This window comes from Gemmatimonadaceae bacterium (assembly GCA_036273715.1).
GTDB lineage: Bacteria > Gemmatimonadota > Gemmatimonadetes > Gemmatimonadales > Gemmatimonadaceae > JADGGM01.
Genome location: DASUHB010000040.1, coordinates 34,415 through 50,875, shown reverse-complemented (window position 1 = coordinate 50,875; position 16,461 = coordinate 34,415). Strand labels below are relative to the sequence as shown.

Genomic DNA, 16,461 nt, shown 5'->3' with positions numbered 1-16,461 from the left:
CTAACGCAAGGCCCATCGATGCTTCCCCACGTCTTCGGTATTCTCGCGCTCATCGCCGTCGCGCTGCTCTTCGGCGCGACGTGGTACGAGACCGTCGTCATGGCGCCCAACTACGAGCGGGACATACCCGCGTCCATCGCACTCGCGCGGCAGTTTCTGGCGGGCGCCACGCCGGCGCGGTTCTTCCGCGTCGTTGCCCCCGCCGCACAGCTGCTCACGCTCGGCGCCGTCGTGTTCGACTGGGGCAAGCCCGGCGGCAACGCATTTCTCGTCGCCCTCATCGCGCTGATCGTGGCCGACGTGATCACCTACACGTTCCACTATCCGCGACTCGCTGTGATGTTCAAGTCATCCGAACCGCAGGATCCGGCGGCACTGCGCCGCGCGGCTCGCCAGTGGGCGACGGGCAACTGGGTGCGCGGCGCCTTGCTGTTCGTCGTGTTCATGGCGCTGCTCGCCGGCACGGTGCATCTCGCCCAGCACCTCCACGCCTAACGCAAGCAATCGGAGTCCCATGATTGGACGAACCTGGCACGGCCGCGTGCCGGCCAAGAAAGCCGACGCCTATCACAAGTATCTGCTGCGTACGGGACTCTCCGACTACGCCGCGACCCCCGGCAACCGCGGCGTATTCGTGCTGCGCCGCGACGACGGTGATGTGACGCACTTTCTGCTGCTCACACTCTGGCAGTCGCTCGACGCGATCCGCGCCTTCGCCGGCGAGGACTACGAGCGGGCGCGCTACTACCCGGAGGACGACGACTATCTGTTGGAACGCGAGCCGTTCGTCGTGCACTACGACGTCCTCGCAGCCTCGGGCGTGAAGGAATGAGCCCCGAAACGCGCTGCACCGCGGGCTTGTAACTTGCTAACGCCTCTCCGACTCTCGATTCGACGCATACAATGACCTCTGCACCGCCTGCTGCCGGTTTACTTCCTGACACCAAACCGCCGTCAACCCAAACGAAGAGCCCGCTGCGCATAGGAATTGTGGGCGCCGGGCACATGGCCGTGAATCATGCGCTGGCCATTGCCCGGGCCGGCATACCCGCCCGGGTCGTCGCCTTCGCGGACCCATCGTCGGTTGCACGCAACGCTCTTGCGGCGCAGGCGCCGGACGCGGCCGCCTACGAATCCGTCGACGATATGCTGGCCGGTGGCGGCATGGACGTGATTCATATCTGCACCCCGCCCGCGACCCACATGCAATTGGCGCGAGCGGCCATCGAAGCGGGATGCCACGTGTATGTTGAGAAGCCGTTCACGCCCACGGTGGGCGAAGCGGAAGAGCTGTTGCGGCTCGCTTCGTCACGCCACGTGCTCGTATGCGCTGGCCACCAGTTGCTTTACGAGCAACCGGCCCGCAAAGCGGAGGCGAACGCGGCAGCGCTCGGCCGGATCGTTCATGTCGAGAGCTATTTCTCGTTCCGCATCGGCGGCGGAGCACCGCTTCCGGCCGACCTCATGCTGCTCGACATCCTGCCCCATCCCGTATACCTGCTGCTGAATTTTCTCGAGCGAGCATCCCCGGGACCCACGGAGTTGAAATCCATCCAGGTGGGGCACGCGGGGACGGTGCACGCCCTGGTGCGGCGCGGATCCGTGACCGGCCACCTGATCGTGACGGTGGAAGGACGTCCGATCGAAAGCTATCTGCGCCTGGTTGGGACTAACGGAGCAATTTACGCCGACTTCGTTCGCGGCACGGTGCAAAAGCTGTTCGGCCCCGGCACGTCCGGAATCGACAAGATTCTGTCGCCGTATCGCATTGCCACGCAGCTTGTCGGTGGGACGACGCGCGCGCTCGGTCGCCGGTTCATCAAACGCCAGCGATGGTATCCCGGGCTCGCGGAACTGTTCGGCGCTTTCTATACCGCAGTCCAGGAAGGCTCACCGTCGCCGATCAGCCCGGAGAGCATCATCGAAACGGTTCGCATCTGCGAGAAAATCTCGCAGGCGCTAACGGCGCCACCATCCCTCGCCGAAACAGCGGCGCCGGTTGGCCGGCTCGCGGTTGCTCTGACCGGCGGGACCGGATTTCTCGGCAGGGCCGTCACAAAGAAACTGCTCGATCGGGGACTGGCCGTCCGCGTGCTGGCCAGGCGACCGCCAGCTGCGTGGGAGCGTTTGCCGGGCGTTGACTACATCGCGGCGGATCTGGGGAAAGGTGTCGATCCACAAGCGCTGGCGGGCGCAGATGTCCTGATCCACGCCGCAGCCGAAACATCGGGCGGTTGGGAAGAGCATCAGCGCAATTCGATCGACGCGACTGAGCGAGTGCTTCGCGCGGCCGCTGCTGCCGGGGTGCGCCAGGTAATCCACGTCAGCAGCTTGGCGGTGCTCTCGCGTCCTCGCCGGGGACTGATCAACGAGAACACGGCGCTCGAACCTGATAGCCGTGGCTCGGGACCGTACGTGTGGGGCAAGCTCGAGTCGGAGCGGCGCGCCATCGAGTTAGGCGCGTCCCTCGGTCTCAGCGTCAAGGTGGTCCGTCCGGGCGCCATCGTCGATTACGCGGCGTTCGATCCTCCGGGGCTGCTCGGCCGGCGCATCGGCCCGATGTTCGTGGCCGTCGGCGGACGACGCGACCGTGTCGACGCCGTCGACATCCGATTCACTGCCGATGTCCTGGCTCACATGGCCGAGCGGTTCAGCGAGGCGCCGAACGTCGTCAACCTGATCGCAACGGACCCGCCAACGAAACGGGACCTGGTCGGGAACCTGCGTCGCGACAACCCCGGCCTCACCGTCATCTGGCTCCCGTGGCCGGTTCTCGTGCCGCTCTCGGGCATGGCCACACTGCTCCAGAAGGCCCTACGGCCGCGACGCCCCGCGATCAGCTTGCGCAAGGTCTTTGCTTCGCGGCGCTACGACAACGCGCAGGTTCGCGCCCTGGCGGCGCGCATGGGCGACGAGAAGTCGCAAGCCGCGAGCGGCGGAAATGCGAATCGGGGCACGGCGTATCCGTGATACGGCCGAAGCTTCTCGTTCTGTCGCAAACGCTCCCGTTCCCGCCCGACGGCGGCGTCAAGGTTCGCACGTACAACGTCCTCAAGCAGCTCGCGACGGCGTTCGACATCGTCGCCCTTTGCTTCTATCGCTCGAAGACCAGCAGCGACACGGCGGTCGCGGGGCTTCGCGACTTGGCGCGTGTGGAAGCATTCCCGATTCCACAGGAGCATTCGCGGCTGCGCTTGCTGCGCGACCATCTTCATAGCTCGGTGAGCCGGCGCGTCTACACCGCGTTCGCGTACCGTTCGCACAAATTCCGCGCGCGGCTCGTCGACCTTCTCGCCTCCGAGCACTTCTCGCTTGCGCATGCGGACAGCCTCGACCTGTCCGACTATTTCCCGCGCATTGGCAACGTGCCGCTGATCTGCGTGCATCACGATGTGCAATCCGCGTTGCTCAGGAGGCGCGCCCAACAACAGCGCGCGCCGTGGACGCGGGGCTACATCGCGTATCAGGCCGAGTTGATGAGACGCGAGGAACGTCGCTGGTGCCCGCGCGTCGATTTGAACGTGACGGTGTCGGACGTCGACCGCGATGCGCTCCGCGCCGTTGCGCCCGGGTCGCGTGTTGCCGTTGTCCCGAATGGCGTAGACGTGGACTATTTCCACCCGCGGGGCGGCGGAGCTGCCGACAGCGTCGTTTTTGTCGGCGGCAGCAGCTGGTTTCCGAACGCCGACGCTATGCGGTACTTTGGTCAAGCGATTCTCCCGTTGATTCGGGAGCGGGGCGCATCACCGCACGTCGTATGGGTCGGAAGCACGACGGCGGAGGAGAGAAGCGGATTCCGGCGCGACTTCGGCATCGAGGCAACCGGCTACGTCGAAGACACGCGGCCGCATGTCGGAGGGGCAGGGTGCTGCATCGCTCCGATTCGGGTTGGAGGTGGCACACGCATCAAGATTCTCGACGCATGGGCCATGGGGAAAGCGGTGGTGAGCACTTCGATCGGCTGCGAGGGACTGGCGGCAGTCGATGGCGACAACATCCTGGTGCGCGACGACCCGCGCGCATTCGCGGACGCCGTGATTGCGGTGTTGAATGACGAATCACTGCGCGACCGGCTCGGCCGCTCCGGCCGATCGACGGTGGAGCGGGTGTATTCGTGGGAGACGATCGGCCGCGGCATGATCGCGGAGTATCTGGCCGTCGCGGCGAAGCGGTCCGAGGGCCAGATTCCGGATGCCACGTCCGGGTTGCCGTCGCTGTCTTCCTGACGCAGGCTGCTTCGAGGTCCGGGGCGTGACGCCGCGGCGTACAGCCTAACCGAGGCCGGCGAGGCGAAACTGCTGGCGACGCTTGCCATGTCGCCGTAAGTTTTTGCGACCCTTCGCGGACGCCGCACCACACGATGGATCTGCGGGACCAACTCCAGGACACATTGCGCACGACGTACACCCTCGAGCATGAGCTCGGGGGCGGCGGCATGTCGCGCGTGTTCGTGGCCAATGAGCTCCGGCTCAACCGCAAAGTCGTGGTCAAGGTCTTGGCGCCGGAGCTCATGCAGGGATTGAGCGCGGATCGGTTCGAGCGTGAGATCCTCTTGGCCGCCTCGCTTCAGCAGGCGAACATCGTTCCCGTGTTGAGTGCGGGCGACAGCGGGGGCGCGCCGTACTTCACCATGCCGTACGTGGAGGGGCAGAGTCTGCGTGCGCGGCTGGCGCTCGGGGCCCTGTCCATCGCCGAGGTCATTTCGATTCTGCGCGACGTGGCGCGGGCGCTCGCCTACGCGCACGAGCGCGGCGTGGTGCATCGCGACATCAAGCCCGACAACGTGCTGCTCTCGCGCGGCGCGGCGATGGTCACGGATTTCGGGATCGCCAAGGCCATCGCTGCCTCGGCGACCGGACCGCGCGGCGCCACGCTCACTCAGTTAGGCACGGCGCTCGGCACCCCGGCGTACATGGCGCCGGAGCAGGCGGCGGGAGATCCGAACACGGATCACCGCGCCGACTTCTATGCGTTCGGCTGCATGGCGTACGAGCTGCTCACGGGGCATCCCCCGTTCGACGCGAAAACGCCGCAGCGGCTGCTCGCCGCGCACATGAGCGAGACGCCGAATCCGGTGACCGACGAACGTCCGGATACGCCGCCGGAATTGGCGCGGCTCGTGTCGCAGTGTCTCGAGAAGGAGCCGGGAGCGCGTCCCCGGTCGGCCGATGAGATCCTGGCGACGCTGGGCGTGATTTCGACGGGCGACTCCTCCCGCCAACGGGCGCTGCCCGGCATCCTCATTGGCGGGCGCGCGATGATCCGGCGGGCGCTCATGATTTACGCCGTGGCGTTCGTGGCCGTCGCGGTGCTGGCGAAGGCGGCGATCGTCGGCATCGGGCTTCCCGACTGGGTGTTCCCGGGCTCGCTCATCGTCATGGCGCTCGGCCTGCCGGTGATTCTGTTCACGGGGTACGCGCAGTTCGTGGCGCGCCGGGCGCTCACGACGTCGCCCACGTTCACGCCTGGCGGCACGCCGAGTGTGGCGACGCACGGCACGATGGCGCATCTGGCGCTCAAGGCGAGTCCGCACCTGTCCTGGCGCAGAACGATGTTCGGCGGCGCGTACGCGGTGGGCGCGTTCGTGCTCCTGGTGGGCGCGTTCATGCTGCTCCGTGCGTTAGGCATCGGTCCGGCGGGGTCGTTGCTGGCGCGCGGCATGTTCACCGCGCGCGAGCCGGTGATCATCGCCGACTTCGGCGTGCAGCATACGGACACGGCGCTCGGCGCCGTGGCCAGCGACGCGGTGCGGGCGGCGCTCGCGCAGTCGTCGATGATCTCGCTCGTGCCGGCGCCGCAGATCGCCGCCGAGCTGCGCCGCATGGAGCGTCCGCCCAACACTCGCCTCGACCTGGCGACGGCGCGCGAGATGGCGCAGCGCGAAGGCGTGAAGGCGGTGGTCGATGGAGAAGTGACCGGCGTCGGCACGGGCTACATCATCACGCTCCGGTTAGTCAGCGCCGACTCCGGGCTCGAGCTCGCGTCATTTCGCGAATCCGGTGACGGGCCGCGCGGGCTGATCGACGCGACGGACAAGTTGGCGAGGAAGCTGCGCGGAAAAATCGGCGAGTCGCTGCGCAGCGTGCAGGCCAGTCCGCCGCTCGCGCAGGCGACGACGGCATCGCTCGAAGCGCTCCGCCTGTTCAGCGAGGCCACTCGTGCGAATGGAGCAGAAAACGTTGCGGCGGCAGTACAGTTCGCGCGCCAGGCCGTAGCCGCGGACTCGAACTTTGCGTCCGCGTGGAGGCTGCTCGCGGTCGCGATCGGCAACAATGGCGGCTCCCGCGACGAACAGGATTCGGCGCTGGTCCACGCATACCGATTGCGCGACCGTCTGCCCGAGATGGAGCGCCTGCAGACGGAGGCGTACTACTTTCACGAAGGTCCGCACCAGGATCGCGCACGCGCGCTCGCTGCGTACATGGCGCTCATCCAGCGCGGCGATTCGACCGTCGCCCCGATCAACGCCGGCGAAGTGCTGCGCACGGAGCGCCTCTATGCCAAGGCCGAATCGCTCAACGCGATGTCGAGAAGTCAGGGCGTGCAGCCGGGCATCGCGATTGGCAACACGATCGAGCTGCAGCTCGACCAGGGGAATGTGCGCGGCGCCGAGAAGACACTGGAGTCCTGGCGGCGCCGCGCGCCCGATTCGCATGGGTTCAAGCATCACGAGGTGTTGGTGCGCCTTGCGGCCGGCGACACCGCGGCGTTCCAGGCGCTCGTCGACAGTTTCGTGCGGGGCGGTGATCCGGTCTTGCAGCAATGGGGTCAAAGCGCCCGTGCGACAGTGGATTTCCTGCACGGCCGTCTCGCCGATGGGGAGCGCGCGTTGCGCGAGCAGGCGGCCGTTCTGCCGCGGGCGGACGGCGCTCGCCTCGAGGATGCGCTGACCAAGGCGATCATCGATGCGTGGTTCCACGGACCATCGCCTAACGCAGTGCGCGAAGTGGATGCTGCACTGGCGGGCGTGCCCCTGTCGCGGATCCCGCTGGCCGATCGTCCGTACTTCGACGTCGCGACGGCCTACGCCATCGCCGGGGATCCCGACAAGGCCGCGGCGAGTGTCGCGCAGTTTCGGCGAGACGACCCGGACACGAGTGACTTGCGCCTCGAGTCGCGGGGACTGCACGGCACGTTGGGCTTGATCGCGCTCGCGCGCGGCGACGGGAAGACCGCGCTGTCCCAGTTCCGTCAGGCCGACGTGTGGTACGACGGCCTGCCGTCGGACGAGTGCGCACCCTGCATTCACTTAATGCTCGCGCGCGCGTTCGACGCGTCGTCGTCGGCCGACTCGGCGATCGCGGAATACGAAGCGTACATCGCCACGCCGTTCTGGGCGAAGCTGTTCGGCGGGTCCGGCGAGCAGATCGGTTTCGGCGACGCGATCGTGCTGGCCGGGATCCACAAGCGGTTAGGCGAGCTGTACGAGGCCAAGGGCGAGCGCGAGAAGGCCGCGTCCCACTACGCGGCGTTCATCGAGCTGTGGCGGAACGCCGATCCCGAGCTGCAGCCGCAGGTGGCCGACGTGCGGCGGCGGTTGGCTCGGTTAGGCGACAGCGAGACGAAGGCCGACTGACACGCCAGGCATCCGCGGCCCAAGGGGAAAACATCGGACGCGGAGCACGAGCCGGACCAACGCGGAGCCCGGATGGACAACGCACTTCCGCTCGATGCCCAGTTTCTCACCGTGCCGCAGGCGCTCGCGGGCGAGTCCTCGCTCGAGTCGATCCGCATCTCTCGACTGACCAGCCTCTGACTATGCCGACGCTCGGCCGCGTCCTCGCGACCCTGCGGCGCTGCTACGGCAAGCCGCCGGATCCACCGACTCGTGATCCGTTCCAGATGGTTCTCTGGGAGCAAGTCGGATACCTCGTCGCCGATGCCCAACGCAAATTGGCGTTCGATGCGCTGGGGGCGGAGGTCGGCTTCTCGCCCGAGGCGATCGCTGCCGCGCCGGATCGCACGCTGCACCGGATCGCCCGGTTAGGCGGACACATGGCTGCCGGCTCGCGCAGCAATCGCCTGCGCCAGACGGCCGAGCTCGTGCTGCGGCGGTGGAACGGCGATCTGCGCAACGCGCTGCGCCTGCCGCTGCCGCAAGCGCGCAAGGCGCTGATGGAGTTCGCGGGCATCGGCGAGCCCGGTGCGGACAAAATACTGGTGTACGATGCGAAGGCGCGCGCGCTGCCGCTCGACTCGAACGGCCTTCGCGTGCTCGGCCGCATCGGCCTCATCGTCGAAGAAAAAGACTATCGCAAGACGTACCGGAACGCACAGGCGGTCCTCGCCCCATCGCTGCCCAGAAACACCAGTGCGCTGATCGAGGCGCATCAGCTGCTGCGTCAGCACGGCCAGGTTCTCTGCAAGACGAACGCACCGTCCTGTCACCTGTGCCCGGTGCGGCCGTCGTGCAAGTTCGCTTCGTAGCCGGATGATTCGGTTACCATCGAGTGCTCACCACTTGCCGAGACGTCGCATGAATCGCGCAATTATCGTCGGCATCATTTCCGTCATGTTCGCGAGCGCGGCGCCGAGCCAAAGTGCCGCACCGTTCGACATCATCATCCGCAATGGGCACATCATCGACGGCACGGGCTCTCCGTGGTACGCTGGCGATGTGGGTGTGCGCGACGGACACATCGCCGCGATTGGCGATCTGTCCCGCGATACCGCACGACAGATGATCGATGCGCACGGCATGGTGGTCGCGCCCGGCTTCATCGACATGCTCGGCCAGTCCGAGCTGACGATTCTCGCGGACCCGCGGCTGCCATCCAAGATCTACCAGGGGATCACGACCGAGATCACCGGCGAAGGCGAATCCGTTGCTCCGTTAGACAGCGCGATGCTCGCCGAGAACGCGGCGCAGTACCGGCACTACGGCATCACCGCCGACTGGCACACGCTCGCCCAGTACTTCGCCCGCCTCGAGCAGCAAGGCGCCGGCATCAACATCGGCACCTATGTCGGGGCGACGTCGGTGCGCGAGATGGTCCTCGGGTACGGCGATCGCACACCATCGCCCGACCAGCTCCGTCAGATGCAGGATCTGGTGGCGAGCGCCATGAAGGACGGAGCGTTAGGCGTATCCACCGCGCTCGAATACGCGCCGGCGCCCTACGCCAAGACCGACGAGCTGATCGCGCTCGCCGCCACGGCCGCGCGATTCGGCGGGATCTACGCGACGCATATGCGCAGTGAAGGGGAAGCCGAGTCGGCGTCGCTCGACGAGACGTTCCGCATCGCGCGCGAGGCGCGCGTCCCGGTGGAAATCTTTCATCTCAAGACCGCCGGGAAGGCCAACTGGGGACGGATGCCTCGCGTCGTCGCGCGGATCGACTCCGCCCGTCGCGCAGGGCTGGACGTGAGCGCCGACACCTACGCCTACACGGCGTGGGAAAACACGTTCTCGGCGTTCGTGCCGCCGTGGACACACGACGGCGGCAACGCGAAGCTCCTCGAGCGGCTCCAGGATCGCACGATGCGCGCTCGCATCCGCACGGACATGCTGACGCCGACGACGTCGTGGGACAACGAGTGGCAGGAGATCGCCGGACCGCACGACGTGCTCATCACGGCGGTGAACGATCCATCGCTGCTCCCGATCCAGGGGAAACGGCTCGACGAGATCGCCGCGATGTGGCACGAGGATGCGATCGACGCGTTGTTCGACATCCTGGTGAAGGACAGTGCGCAGACGTCGGTGGCGGTGTTCGGAATGTCGGAGCCGGACGTTAGGCTGGCGCTCAGGCAGCCGTGGGTATCGATCGACAACGACGCGTCCGGCACGTCGCCGGAAGGCATACTTGGCCGGGAACATCCCCACCCGCGCGCGTACGCCACGTTCCCGCGCATACTCCGCAAGTACGTGCGCGACGAGCACATGCTGACGCTGCCGGATGCGATCCGGAAGTTCACGGCGCTGGCGGCGCAGCGCGAGCATCTCGTGGATCGCGGCGTGATCAAGCGCGGGATGTGGGCCGACCTCGTGGTGTTCGATCCCGACTCGGTGCGCGATGTCGCGACGTACGAGAAGCCCAATCAGTTGTCGGTGGGGATGCGCTGGGTGCTCGTGAACGGCGTGCCGGTGATTGCCGATGGGCGGATGACCGGTGCAAAGCCGGGGCGGATCCTGTATGGCCCCGGGTATCGGGGTGCGGCGCCCGCAGCGGCGCGTTAGGCGATTGGTGCGCCGCGCGGCGCACGTGCCTTGTAGGTATGTCGAATCGTCGATAGATTGAGCTGCCGTAGCACGAAATCTCTATCGATCGAGGTTCCGGTGGACACTGTCACGATCTCCCCGAAATTCCAGGTGGTCATTCCGCGGGCGATCCGGGAGCGGCTCGGTCTCGAGCCCGGCCAGCAGGTGCGCGCCCTCGCCTACGACAACCGGATCGAGTTCATCCCGGTGCGGCCGCTCAAGCGCATGCGCGGCTTCCTGCGCGGGATCGATACCGCGGTGCGCCGCGACCGCGATCGCGTGTGATCGCGCCGGCCAAGCGCACCACGCCCAACGTGGTCGATTCATCCGCCTGGCTCGCCTATTTCGCCGACGAGCCCGGCGCCACCCACTTCGCGGGCGCCATCGAGGCCGTCGACCGCCTGATCGTGCCGGCCATATGTCTGCTCGAGGTGTTCAAGGCCGTGCTGCGCCAGCGCGGCGAAAGCGACGCCCTCCAGGCGGTCGCCCTCATGCAGCAGGGCTCCGTTGTCGACCTCGATGCAACGCTGGCCATCGCGGCGGCGTCGGCAGGCGTCGCGCATAAACTGCCGCTGGCGGACAGCGTCGTGTACGCCACCGCACAGGCGGCGGGCGCTGTCGTCTGGACGCAAGACGACGACTTCGACGGGCTTCCGGGCGTCGAGTACTACCCGAGAGCGCGGGCGAAATAGCGGCTGTGGGCGCCCGAACTGGCGACGTGCGCCGGGCGGCCATACTTTCTTTTTGTTATCCCTTGGACCCGTCGTCGAGGAGACCTGGTCCTCGCGCGATCACCTGTGAGCGCGGAGCCGAGTCCCCACGACAAAGGGTTCAAAGGAAAACGAAAAGGATGTAAGGGATGCGGAAGATCGCAGCCATGGACGTCCAAACGTCATCGTTCACGTACTTGGTGTAGGTCACGCGCGCGAACAACGCACCTTCCCTCGCGTGGCAGCGATCTTCTCCATCACCTGCAATCCTTTTTGTTTTCCTTTTGAGCGTTTGTCGTAGATCTCTCCCTGTGGCTTTTCGGGTGGAGACTCGCCACGCGGTCACTGCCCCCGCGCCTCAGAGCTCAGTACGCCTTCCCACACCTGAGATCACCCACACGAAATCCCGAAGAGCCACTTTTTTGCGACCTCGGCGGGCGCCGCGCCACCGTCCCTTTCCCCCAAATTCCATGACCACGCACCACCATGCTGCGAGCGTGTTCCGGCGCTCGATTCGTTGGGCAGCCGTTCTGGCGCTCTCGATCGCGGCGCTCGCGTGGCGCCCAACGGCGCGTCCGTCCTACCTCTTCATGTGGGCCGGCGACTCGGCGCACAAAGCCAGCGACTTCCTCGCGGTGATCGATGCGACGCCGACGTCACCACGGTACGGTGCGGTGCTCACCGTGCTGCCGACGGGAACAGCGGGCACGCGGGCGCATCACACCGAACAGGAAATGCCCGCCGATGGCCATCTGCTCGCGAACGGGTTCGGCGCCGGCGAGACGTACCTGTTCGACCTGACCGATCCGCTCCACCCGCGACTCGCATCGTCGTTCGGCGACGTCGCCGGCTTCAGTCATCCGCACACCTACCTGCGGCTCGCCAACAACACCGTGCTCACCACGTTTCAATACGGCGCTGATTCATCGATGGCGCACGCGACGATGACGAACGGGATGGGGATGGGAGGCCACCACTCCACCGGCGGACTCGTCGAAATGGATGAGCGCGGCCGCGTGATCCGCAGTGCCCACGCGCGCGATTCGTCGTACGCGGACGGACTCATCCATCCGTACAGCGTGCTCGCTCTGCCTAACGTCGACCGCGCGGTGTCGACGTCGACGGATATGGACGAGGACGATTCAGCGGATACCGGACAGTGGATCCAGGTCTGGCGCCTCCAGAACCTCGCGCTGCTGCGCACGATCGCGCTCCCGGCCGGCCCGCGGGGAAACGAGAACCAGGCCACGGGCGAGCCGCGGCTGTTGCCGGACGGGCACAGCATCTATATCCACACTTTCAGTTGCGGATTGTATCTGTTGCGCGGCGTGGAAACGGGTTCGCCGTCGGTGACGTTCGTGCACGGATTCGAAGGCATGGATTGCGGCGTTCCGCTCGTGGACGGCCACTATTGGCTGCAGCCCGTGCCGGCGTTGCACGGGTTGGTGTCGCTCGACATCAGCGATCCCGAACATCCGCGCCAGGTGTCGAGCGTGAGCGTGGGTGATGACGAGAAGCCGCACTGGATCGCGATGGATGCGACGGGCCGCCGCATCGTGATGAACTCGGGTGGCTACGCGCAGGGCAATCGGCTCTTCGTCCTCAACTTCGACCCGGCGACGGGCGCGCTCTCGGTCGACGAGCGCTTCCGTGATCCGGGCAGCCCGCGTCCCGGCATCAACCTGTCGAACCGGAAATGGCCTAACGGATTGGTGGAGACCGCGGCGCCGCACGGCACGGTCTTCTCTCGCTGACGGCGACTGTCCGGCCGTCCGTCATCGCGTCCCCACGCGGGAGGCATCATGTTGTCACACCGTCTGCCTTACGTGTTGCTCGGCGCCCTTCTCACGTTTGCGGGAGAGCCGTCGGCAACGTTCGCGCCGCGGGTCGATCCGACTGACGCCTGCACGCTCCTGACGCCGCAGCAGGTGAGCGCGGCGCTCGAAGTGACGAGCCAGGGCGGCAAGCACATCTTGCCGACGCTCAAGACGTCGTGCATCTGGTCCGACGACACCGCCGCCTCGATCGATCACCGCCGCGTGACGCTTTCGATCTTGCATCCGCGGGGCTTCGATATGCCGCGATCGATGGGCGGCATGAAGACCGCGCCGGCACCGGGCGTCGGCGACGATGCGTACTACCTCCTGTACGGCAGCGACAGCCCGCAGCTCATGGTTCGCAAAGGCAACGTGCAGTTCAGCGTCCGCATCCTGAACGGATTCAAGTTCAAGCCGTTCACGTTGGACCAGGAGAAGACCAAGGAGATGGCACTGGCACAGGCCGCGATCAAGGCGCTCTGATGCAACGGGAAACCGGGCGCATCCACTAGGTTGCCCGCATCGCGATCGCGGGATCGATGCGGGCGGCGCGCAGCGCCGGAACCCAGCATGCGACGACGCCGATAAGCGCCATGAGGGCGGCGACACCGAGGAAGGTTGCCGGGTCGTGCGGCGCCACGCCGAACAGCAGGCCCCGCATCACCCCCGCGGCGGCAAACCCGCCGCCCACGCCTAACGCAAGCCCGGCGGCCAGCAACACGCCGCCTTCGCCGAGAATCATCCGCTCCACGCGCGCGCTGTCCGCGCCCAGGCTCATGCGGATCCCGATCTCGTTCGTACGTGCGCTCACCGAAAAGGCGAGCACGCCCGCGATGCCGACCGCCGCGATGATCACCGCCATCACGCCAAACGCGGTGATGAGCACGGCGTTGAGCCGCCTGGGCGACACGCTCTGATCCTTGATCTGCGCCACCGTTAGGACATGCTCGATCGGCGTCGCCGGCGCGATCCGCCGCACGATACTCGTTGCCTGTGCGGTGAGCGCGGCCACGTTGCTGTCGGCGCGAATCACCACGGTGCCGCCCATCGCCAGCTCCTGCGCGTACGGCATGAACATCGCGCCGCGCGGCTGCGCATCGAGGCCGCCATCCTGTGTGTTGCCAACGACGCCGACGACGGTGCGCCAGTCGCCGCTGATCGGCGTGAACCGCAGCACATCGCCGGTCCACGCGATGCGCTTGCCGATGGGATCTTCGTTCGGGAACAACCGCCGGGCCAGCGTTTGATTGAGGATCACCACACGGCCGGCGTCGGCGCGATCGGTCTCCTCGAATCCGCGGCCTTCGACTAACGGAATACCGGCGGCGCGGAAATAGCCCGGGTCCGCCGTGCGATAGTCGGCTCGCGGCATCGCCTCGCCGACAGCCAGTGACTTGCCTTCCACCTTCACGTCGAACTGGATCTCACTGGCTTCGAGCGGCATGACGGAGCCGACGCCCACCGCGACGACGCCCGGAATCGCCAGCGCATCCCGCTCGATACGCTCATACCCCTGCCTCGCCGCGGCGTCGGCGGCACGAATATCGACGCCGCTCGCGATCTTCGCGATCGGCAGCAGCTGCACCTGCATCGACAGCACCTGCTCGGTCTTGAGACCGGTGTCGACGTCCGAGAGCCGAATCATGGTGCGCGTGAGCAGTCCGGCGCCGGCAAGCAGCACCACCGACACCGCGATCTGCGCGACGACGAGCGCGCGTTGCAGGCGCTGCCTGCTGAGACTTCCCTTGCTGCGCGTGCCGGCCGAGATCCAGGCGGCAAACATCCCTTCTTTCGGGAGCGACGCGACAAACGACAGGATCAGGGCGACGGACACCGTTAGGACGAGCGTGAACGACAGCACCACCGTGTCGAGGTGAATCTCCTCCGCCCGCGGCGAAACCCGGGAGGCAAAAACGGTGAGCAGCTGCACGCCGCCAAAGGCGATGAAGATGCCGGCGGCGGCTCCCAGAAACGCGAGCACCAGGTTCTCGGCCAACAACAGGCGGCGCAACCTGAGCACGCCGGCGCCGAGTGCCGCGCGAACGACGAGCTCTTGCTCGCGGCGCACGCCGCGCATGAGCGTCAGGTTGACGACATTGGCCGTGGAGATGATCATGACGAACGCGGCCGCCGCCATGAGCAGCCACAGGGTTAGGCGCGCACGCTCGCCGATCGCATCCTTGAACGGCAACACCGTGACGCGATAGTGCGACCCCGGGTCGTACGATGCCTTGTAGTCGCGCTGCATGCGCGCGTATACCGTCGCGATCTGCGCGCGCGCCTGGTCGACCGTGGCGCCGGGCGCGAGGCGTCCGACGACGTCGGTCATGCGGTGCGTTCGTCCCAATACCATCTGCGCGCTCAGGTGGTGCGGGCTCACCACCATGTTGAGCAGCGCATCGGCCTGCGTGGGGAAGTAGGGTGCGGCTTGCACGACGCCGATGACCGTCGCCGATCCGGCCTCGAGATGCAGCTGCTTGCCGATGAGGGTCGGATCGCCATGGAACCGGCTGCGCCAAAATTGTTCGGTGAGGACCATCACGGGCGGCACGCCGGGCCCGTCATCGCTCGGTCTCGTGAGCCGGCCCAGGATGGCGTGGAGTCCCATCACGTCGAAGAAGTTGCCCGTGACCAGACCTGCCTGGATGCGGGTGGCGGGCGAATACCGGTCGCCCTGCAGCATGAGCGCCCAGGGCGAGTACTCGGCGATGCCGCCTAACGCGGGGACGCCGGCGCGGAAGTCGCGGATTTCCGGCACTGAGAACGCGATGTCCTCTCCGGCGGGGCCGTCGACCGACTGGCGCAGATAGAGCAGGCGGTCGCCGTCGCGGTTGGGCAGGGGCCGCAGGAGCACGCCGCGCACGACGCTGAAAATCGCCGTATTGGCGCCGATGCCTAACGCCAGCGTCACCACGACGACCGCGGTGAACGCTCGGCTCTGCCACAGCGACTTCACGGCGTAGCGGAAGTCGGATGCCGCGCTCTCGAGCCACGGCAGGCCGCGTTGGGCGCGAACCGATTCTGCCGCGATCGTGAGACCGCCCGACGCGAGCGTCGCCCGCCGCCGCGCTTCGTTAGGCGCGACCCCTCGCCGCACGTACTCGGCCGTCTCCATGTCCAGGTGCGCCTGCAATTCCTCGCGGAGATCGTCGTCGCGGCGATGTCCGGTGAAGACGCCGGCCACACGGGCGAGCCAGGCGCGAACGTGTCTCATGGTGTTTCCCCTTCGCGCCGTGGCGCGAGAAAGGCGGCGATGAGGTCCGCGGTCCGATGCCAATCGCGGGCCTCGCGTGCGAGTTGCTTGCGACCCACGGCGGTGAGCGTGTAGTACTTTGCGCGGCGATTGTTCTCCGACTGGCGCCACTCCGCCTTGATGCACCCCTCCTGCTCGAGCTTGAGGAGCGCCGGATACAGTGTGCCATAGTTGAGCGTGAGACGGCCCTTGCTCGTCTCCTCGATGCGGCGGGCCACGCCGTACCCGTGCAACGGGCCCAACGCCTCGAGGGTCTTGAGAATCATGAGCGCCAGCGTGCCCTGTTGTACTTCGAGCTTGTCCGCCATCCGTCGTCCTATGGGATACCAACATGACGGTATAGCGTACTGTGTCGTTTCGCAAGGGCGCGGCTAGTGCCCGATCGCACACGGGATTTGCGTCCAGGCTGGCGCCGGATAAGTTCATCCGCGTACACCGCAGCGTGATCGTGAACAGCGACCGCATCCAGCGCACGAGCCG

At 66.8% G+C, this 16,461-nt stretch carries 13 protein-coding genes; 11 read left to right on the top strand and 2 right to left on the bottom strand.

Translation table 11 applies throughout. The annotated features are described in order from the left end of the window. Positions 1–18 precede the first annotated feature (18 nt). The 11 genes from VFW04_09730 (at position 19) to VFW04_09680 (ending at position 13,211) form a co-directional block, all read left to right on the top strand. Complete coding sequence (locus VFW04_09730) at positions 19–495, top strand: hypothetical protein (GenBank protein HEX5179599.1); 477 nt, start codon at positions 19–21, stop codon at positions 493–495. A 19-nt stretch (positions 496–514) separates the two neighbouring features. Next, positions 515–832 carry an antibiotic biosynthesis monooxygenase gene (locus VFW04_09725; GenBank protein HEX5179598.1) on the top strand — a complete coding sequence of 106 codons (318 nt, stop codon included), beginning with the start codon at positions 515–517 and terminating at the stop codon, positions 830–832. A gap of 71 nt (positions 833–903) precedes the next feature. Continuing rightward, positions 904–2,970 carry a Gfo/Idh/MocA family oxidoreductase gene (locus VFW04_09720; protein HEX5179597.1) on the top strand — a complete coding sequence of 689 codons (2,067 nt, stop codon included), beginning with the start codon at positions 904–906 and terminating at the stop codon, positions 2,968–2,970. Further along, entirely contained in the window at positions 2,967–4,226 is a 1,260-nt protein-coding gene (locus VFW04_09715; protein HEX5179596.1) for a glycosyltransferase family 4 protein, read from the top strand. Before VFW04_09720 ends, VFW04_09715 begins: the two co-directional genes overlap by 4 nt. Before the next feature lie 134 nt (positions 4,227–4,360). After that, positions 4,361–7,576, top strand: a complete 3,216-nt coding sequence (locus VFW04_09710; protein ID HEX5179595.1) for a serine/threonine-protein kinase — start codon at positions 4,361–4,363, stop codon at positions 7,574–7,576. 182 nt (positions 7,577–7,758) lie between these two features. After that, positions 7,759–8,427: a hypothetical protein gene (locus VFW04_09705; protein HEX5179594.1), complete on the top strand. Its 669-nt coding sequence runs from the start codon at positions 7,759–7,761 to the stop codon at positions 8,425–8,427. Between the two features lie 49 nt (positions 8,428–8,476). Next, positions 8,477–10,180 carry a D-aminoacylase gene (locus tag VFW04_09700; GenBank protein HEX5179593.1) on the top strand — a complete coding sequence of 568 codons (1,704 nt, stop codon included), beginning with the start codon at positions 8,477–8,479 and terminating at the stop codon, positions 10,178–10,180. 99 nt (positions 10,181–10,279) lie between these two features. Continuing rightward, positions 10,280–10,486 carry an AbrB/MazE/SpoVT family DNA-binding domain-containing protein gene (locus VFW04_09695; GenBank protein HEX5179592.1) on the top strand — a complete coding sequence of 69 codons (207 nt, stop codon included), beginning with the start codon at positions 10,280–10,282 and terminating at the stop codon, positions 10,484–10,486. Then, positions 10,483–10,893 (top strand): type II toxin-antitoxin system VapC family toxin, encoded by a 411-nt coding sequence (locus VFW04_09690; GenBank protein HEX5179591.1) that lies wholly within the window; start codon positions 10,483–10,485, stop codon positions 10,891–10,893. The genes VFW04_09695 and VFW04_09690 overlap by 4 nt, the downstream gene beginning before the upstream one ends. Positions 10,894–11,381: 488 nt before the next feature. Then, positions 11,382–12,665, top strand: coding sequence for a hypothetical protein (locus VFW04_09685; protein HEX5179590.1), 1,284 nt, complete (start codon positions 11,382–11,384; stop codon positions 12,663–12,665). 48 nt (positions 12,666–12,713) lie between these two features. Further along, complete coding sequence (locus VFW04_09680) at positions 12,714–13,211, top strand: hypothetical protein (GenBank protein HEX5179589.1); 498 nt, start codon at positions 12,714–12,716, stop codon at positions 13,209–13,211. 25 nt (positions 13,212–13,236) lie between these two features. On the opposite strand, the gene VFW04_09675 is transcribed toward VFW04_09680, so the two are convergent. Beyond that, positions 13,237–15,942, bottom strand: a complete 2,706-nt coding sequence (locus VFW04_09675) for an ABC transporter permease (GenBank protein HEX5179588.1) — start codon at positions 15,940–15,942, stop codon at positions 13,237–13,239. Then, on the bottom strand, positions 15,939–16,289 hold the full coding sequence (locus VFW04_09670) for a PadR family transcriptional regulator (protein HEX5179587.1): 351 nt from the start codon (positions 16,287–16,289) through the stop codon (positions 15,939–15,941). The genes VFW04_09675 and VFW04_09670 overlap by 4 nt, the downstream gene beginning before the upstream one ends. Positions 16,290–16,461 lie beyond the last annotated feature (172 nt).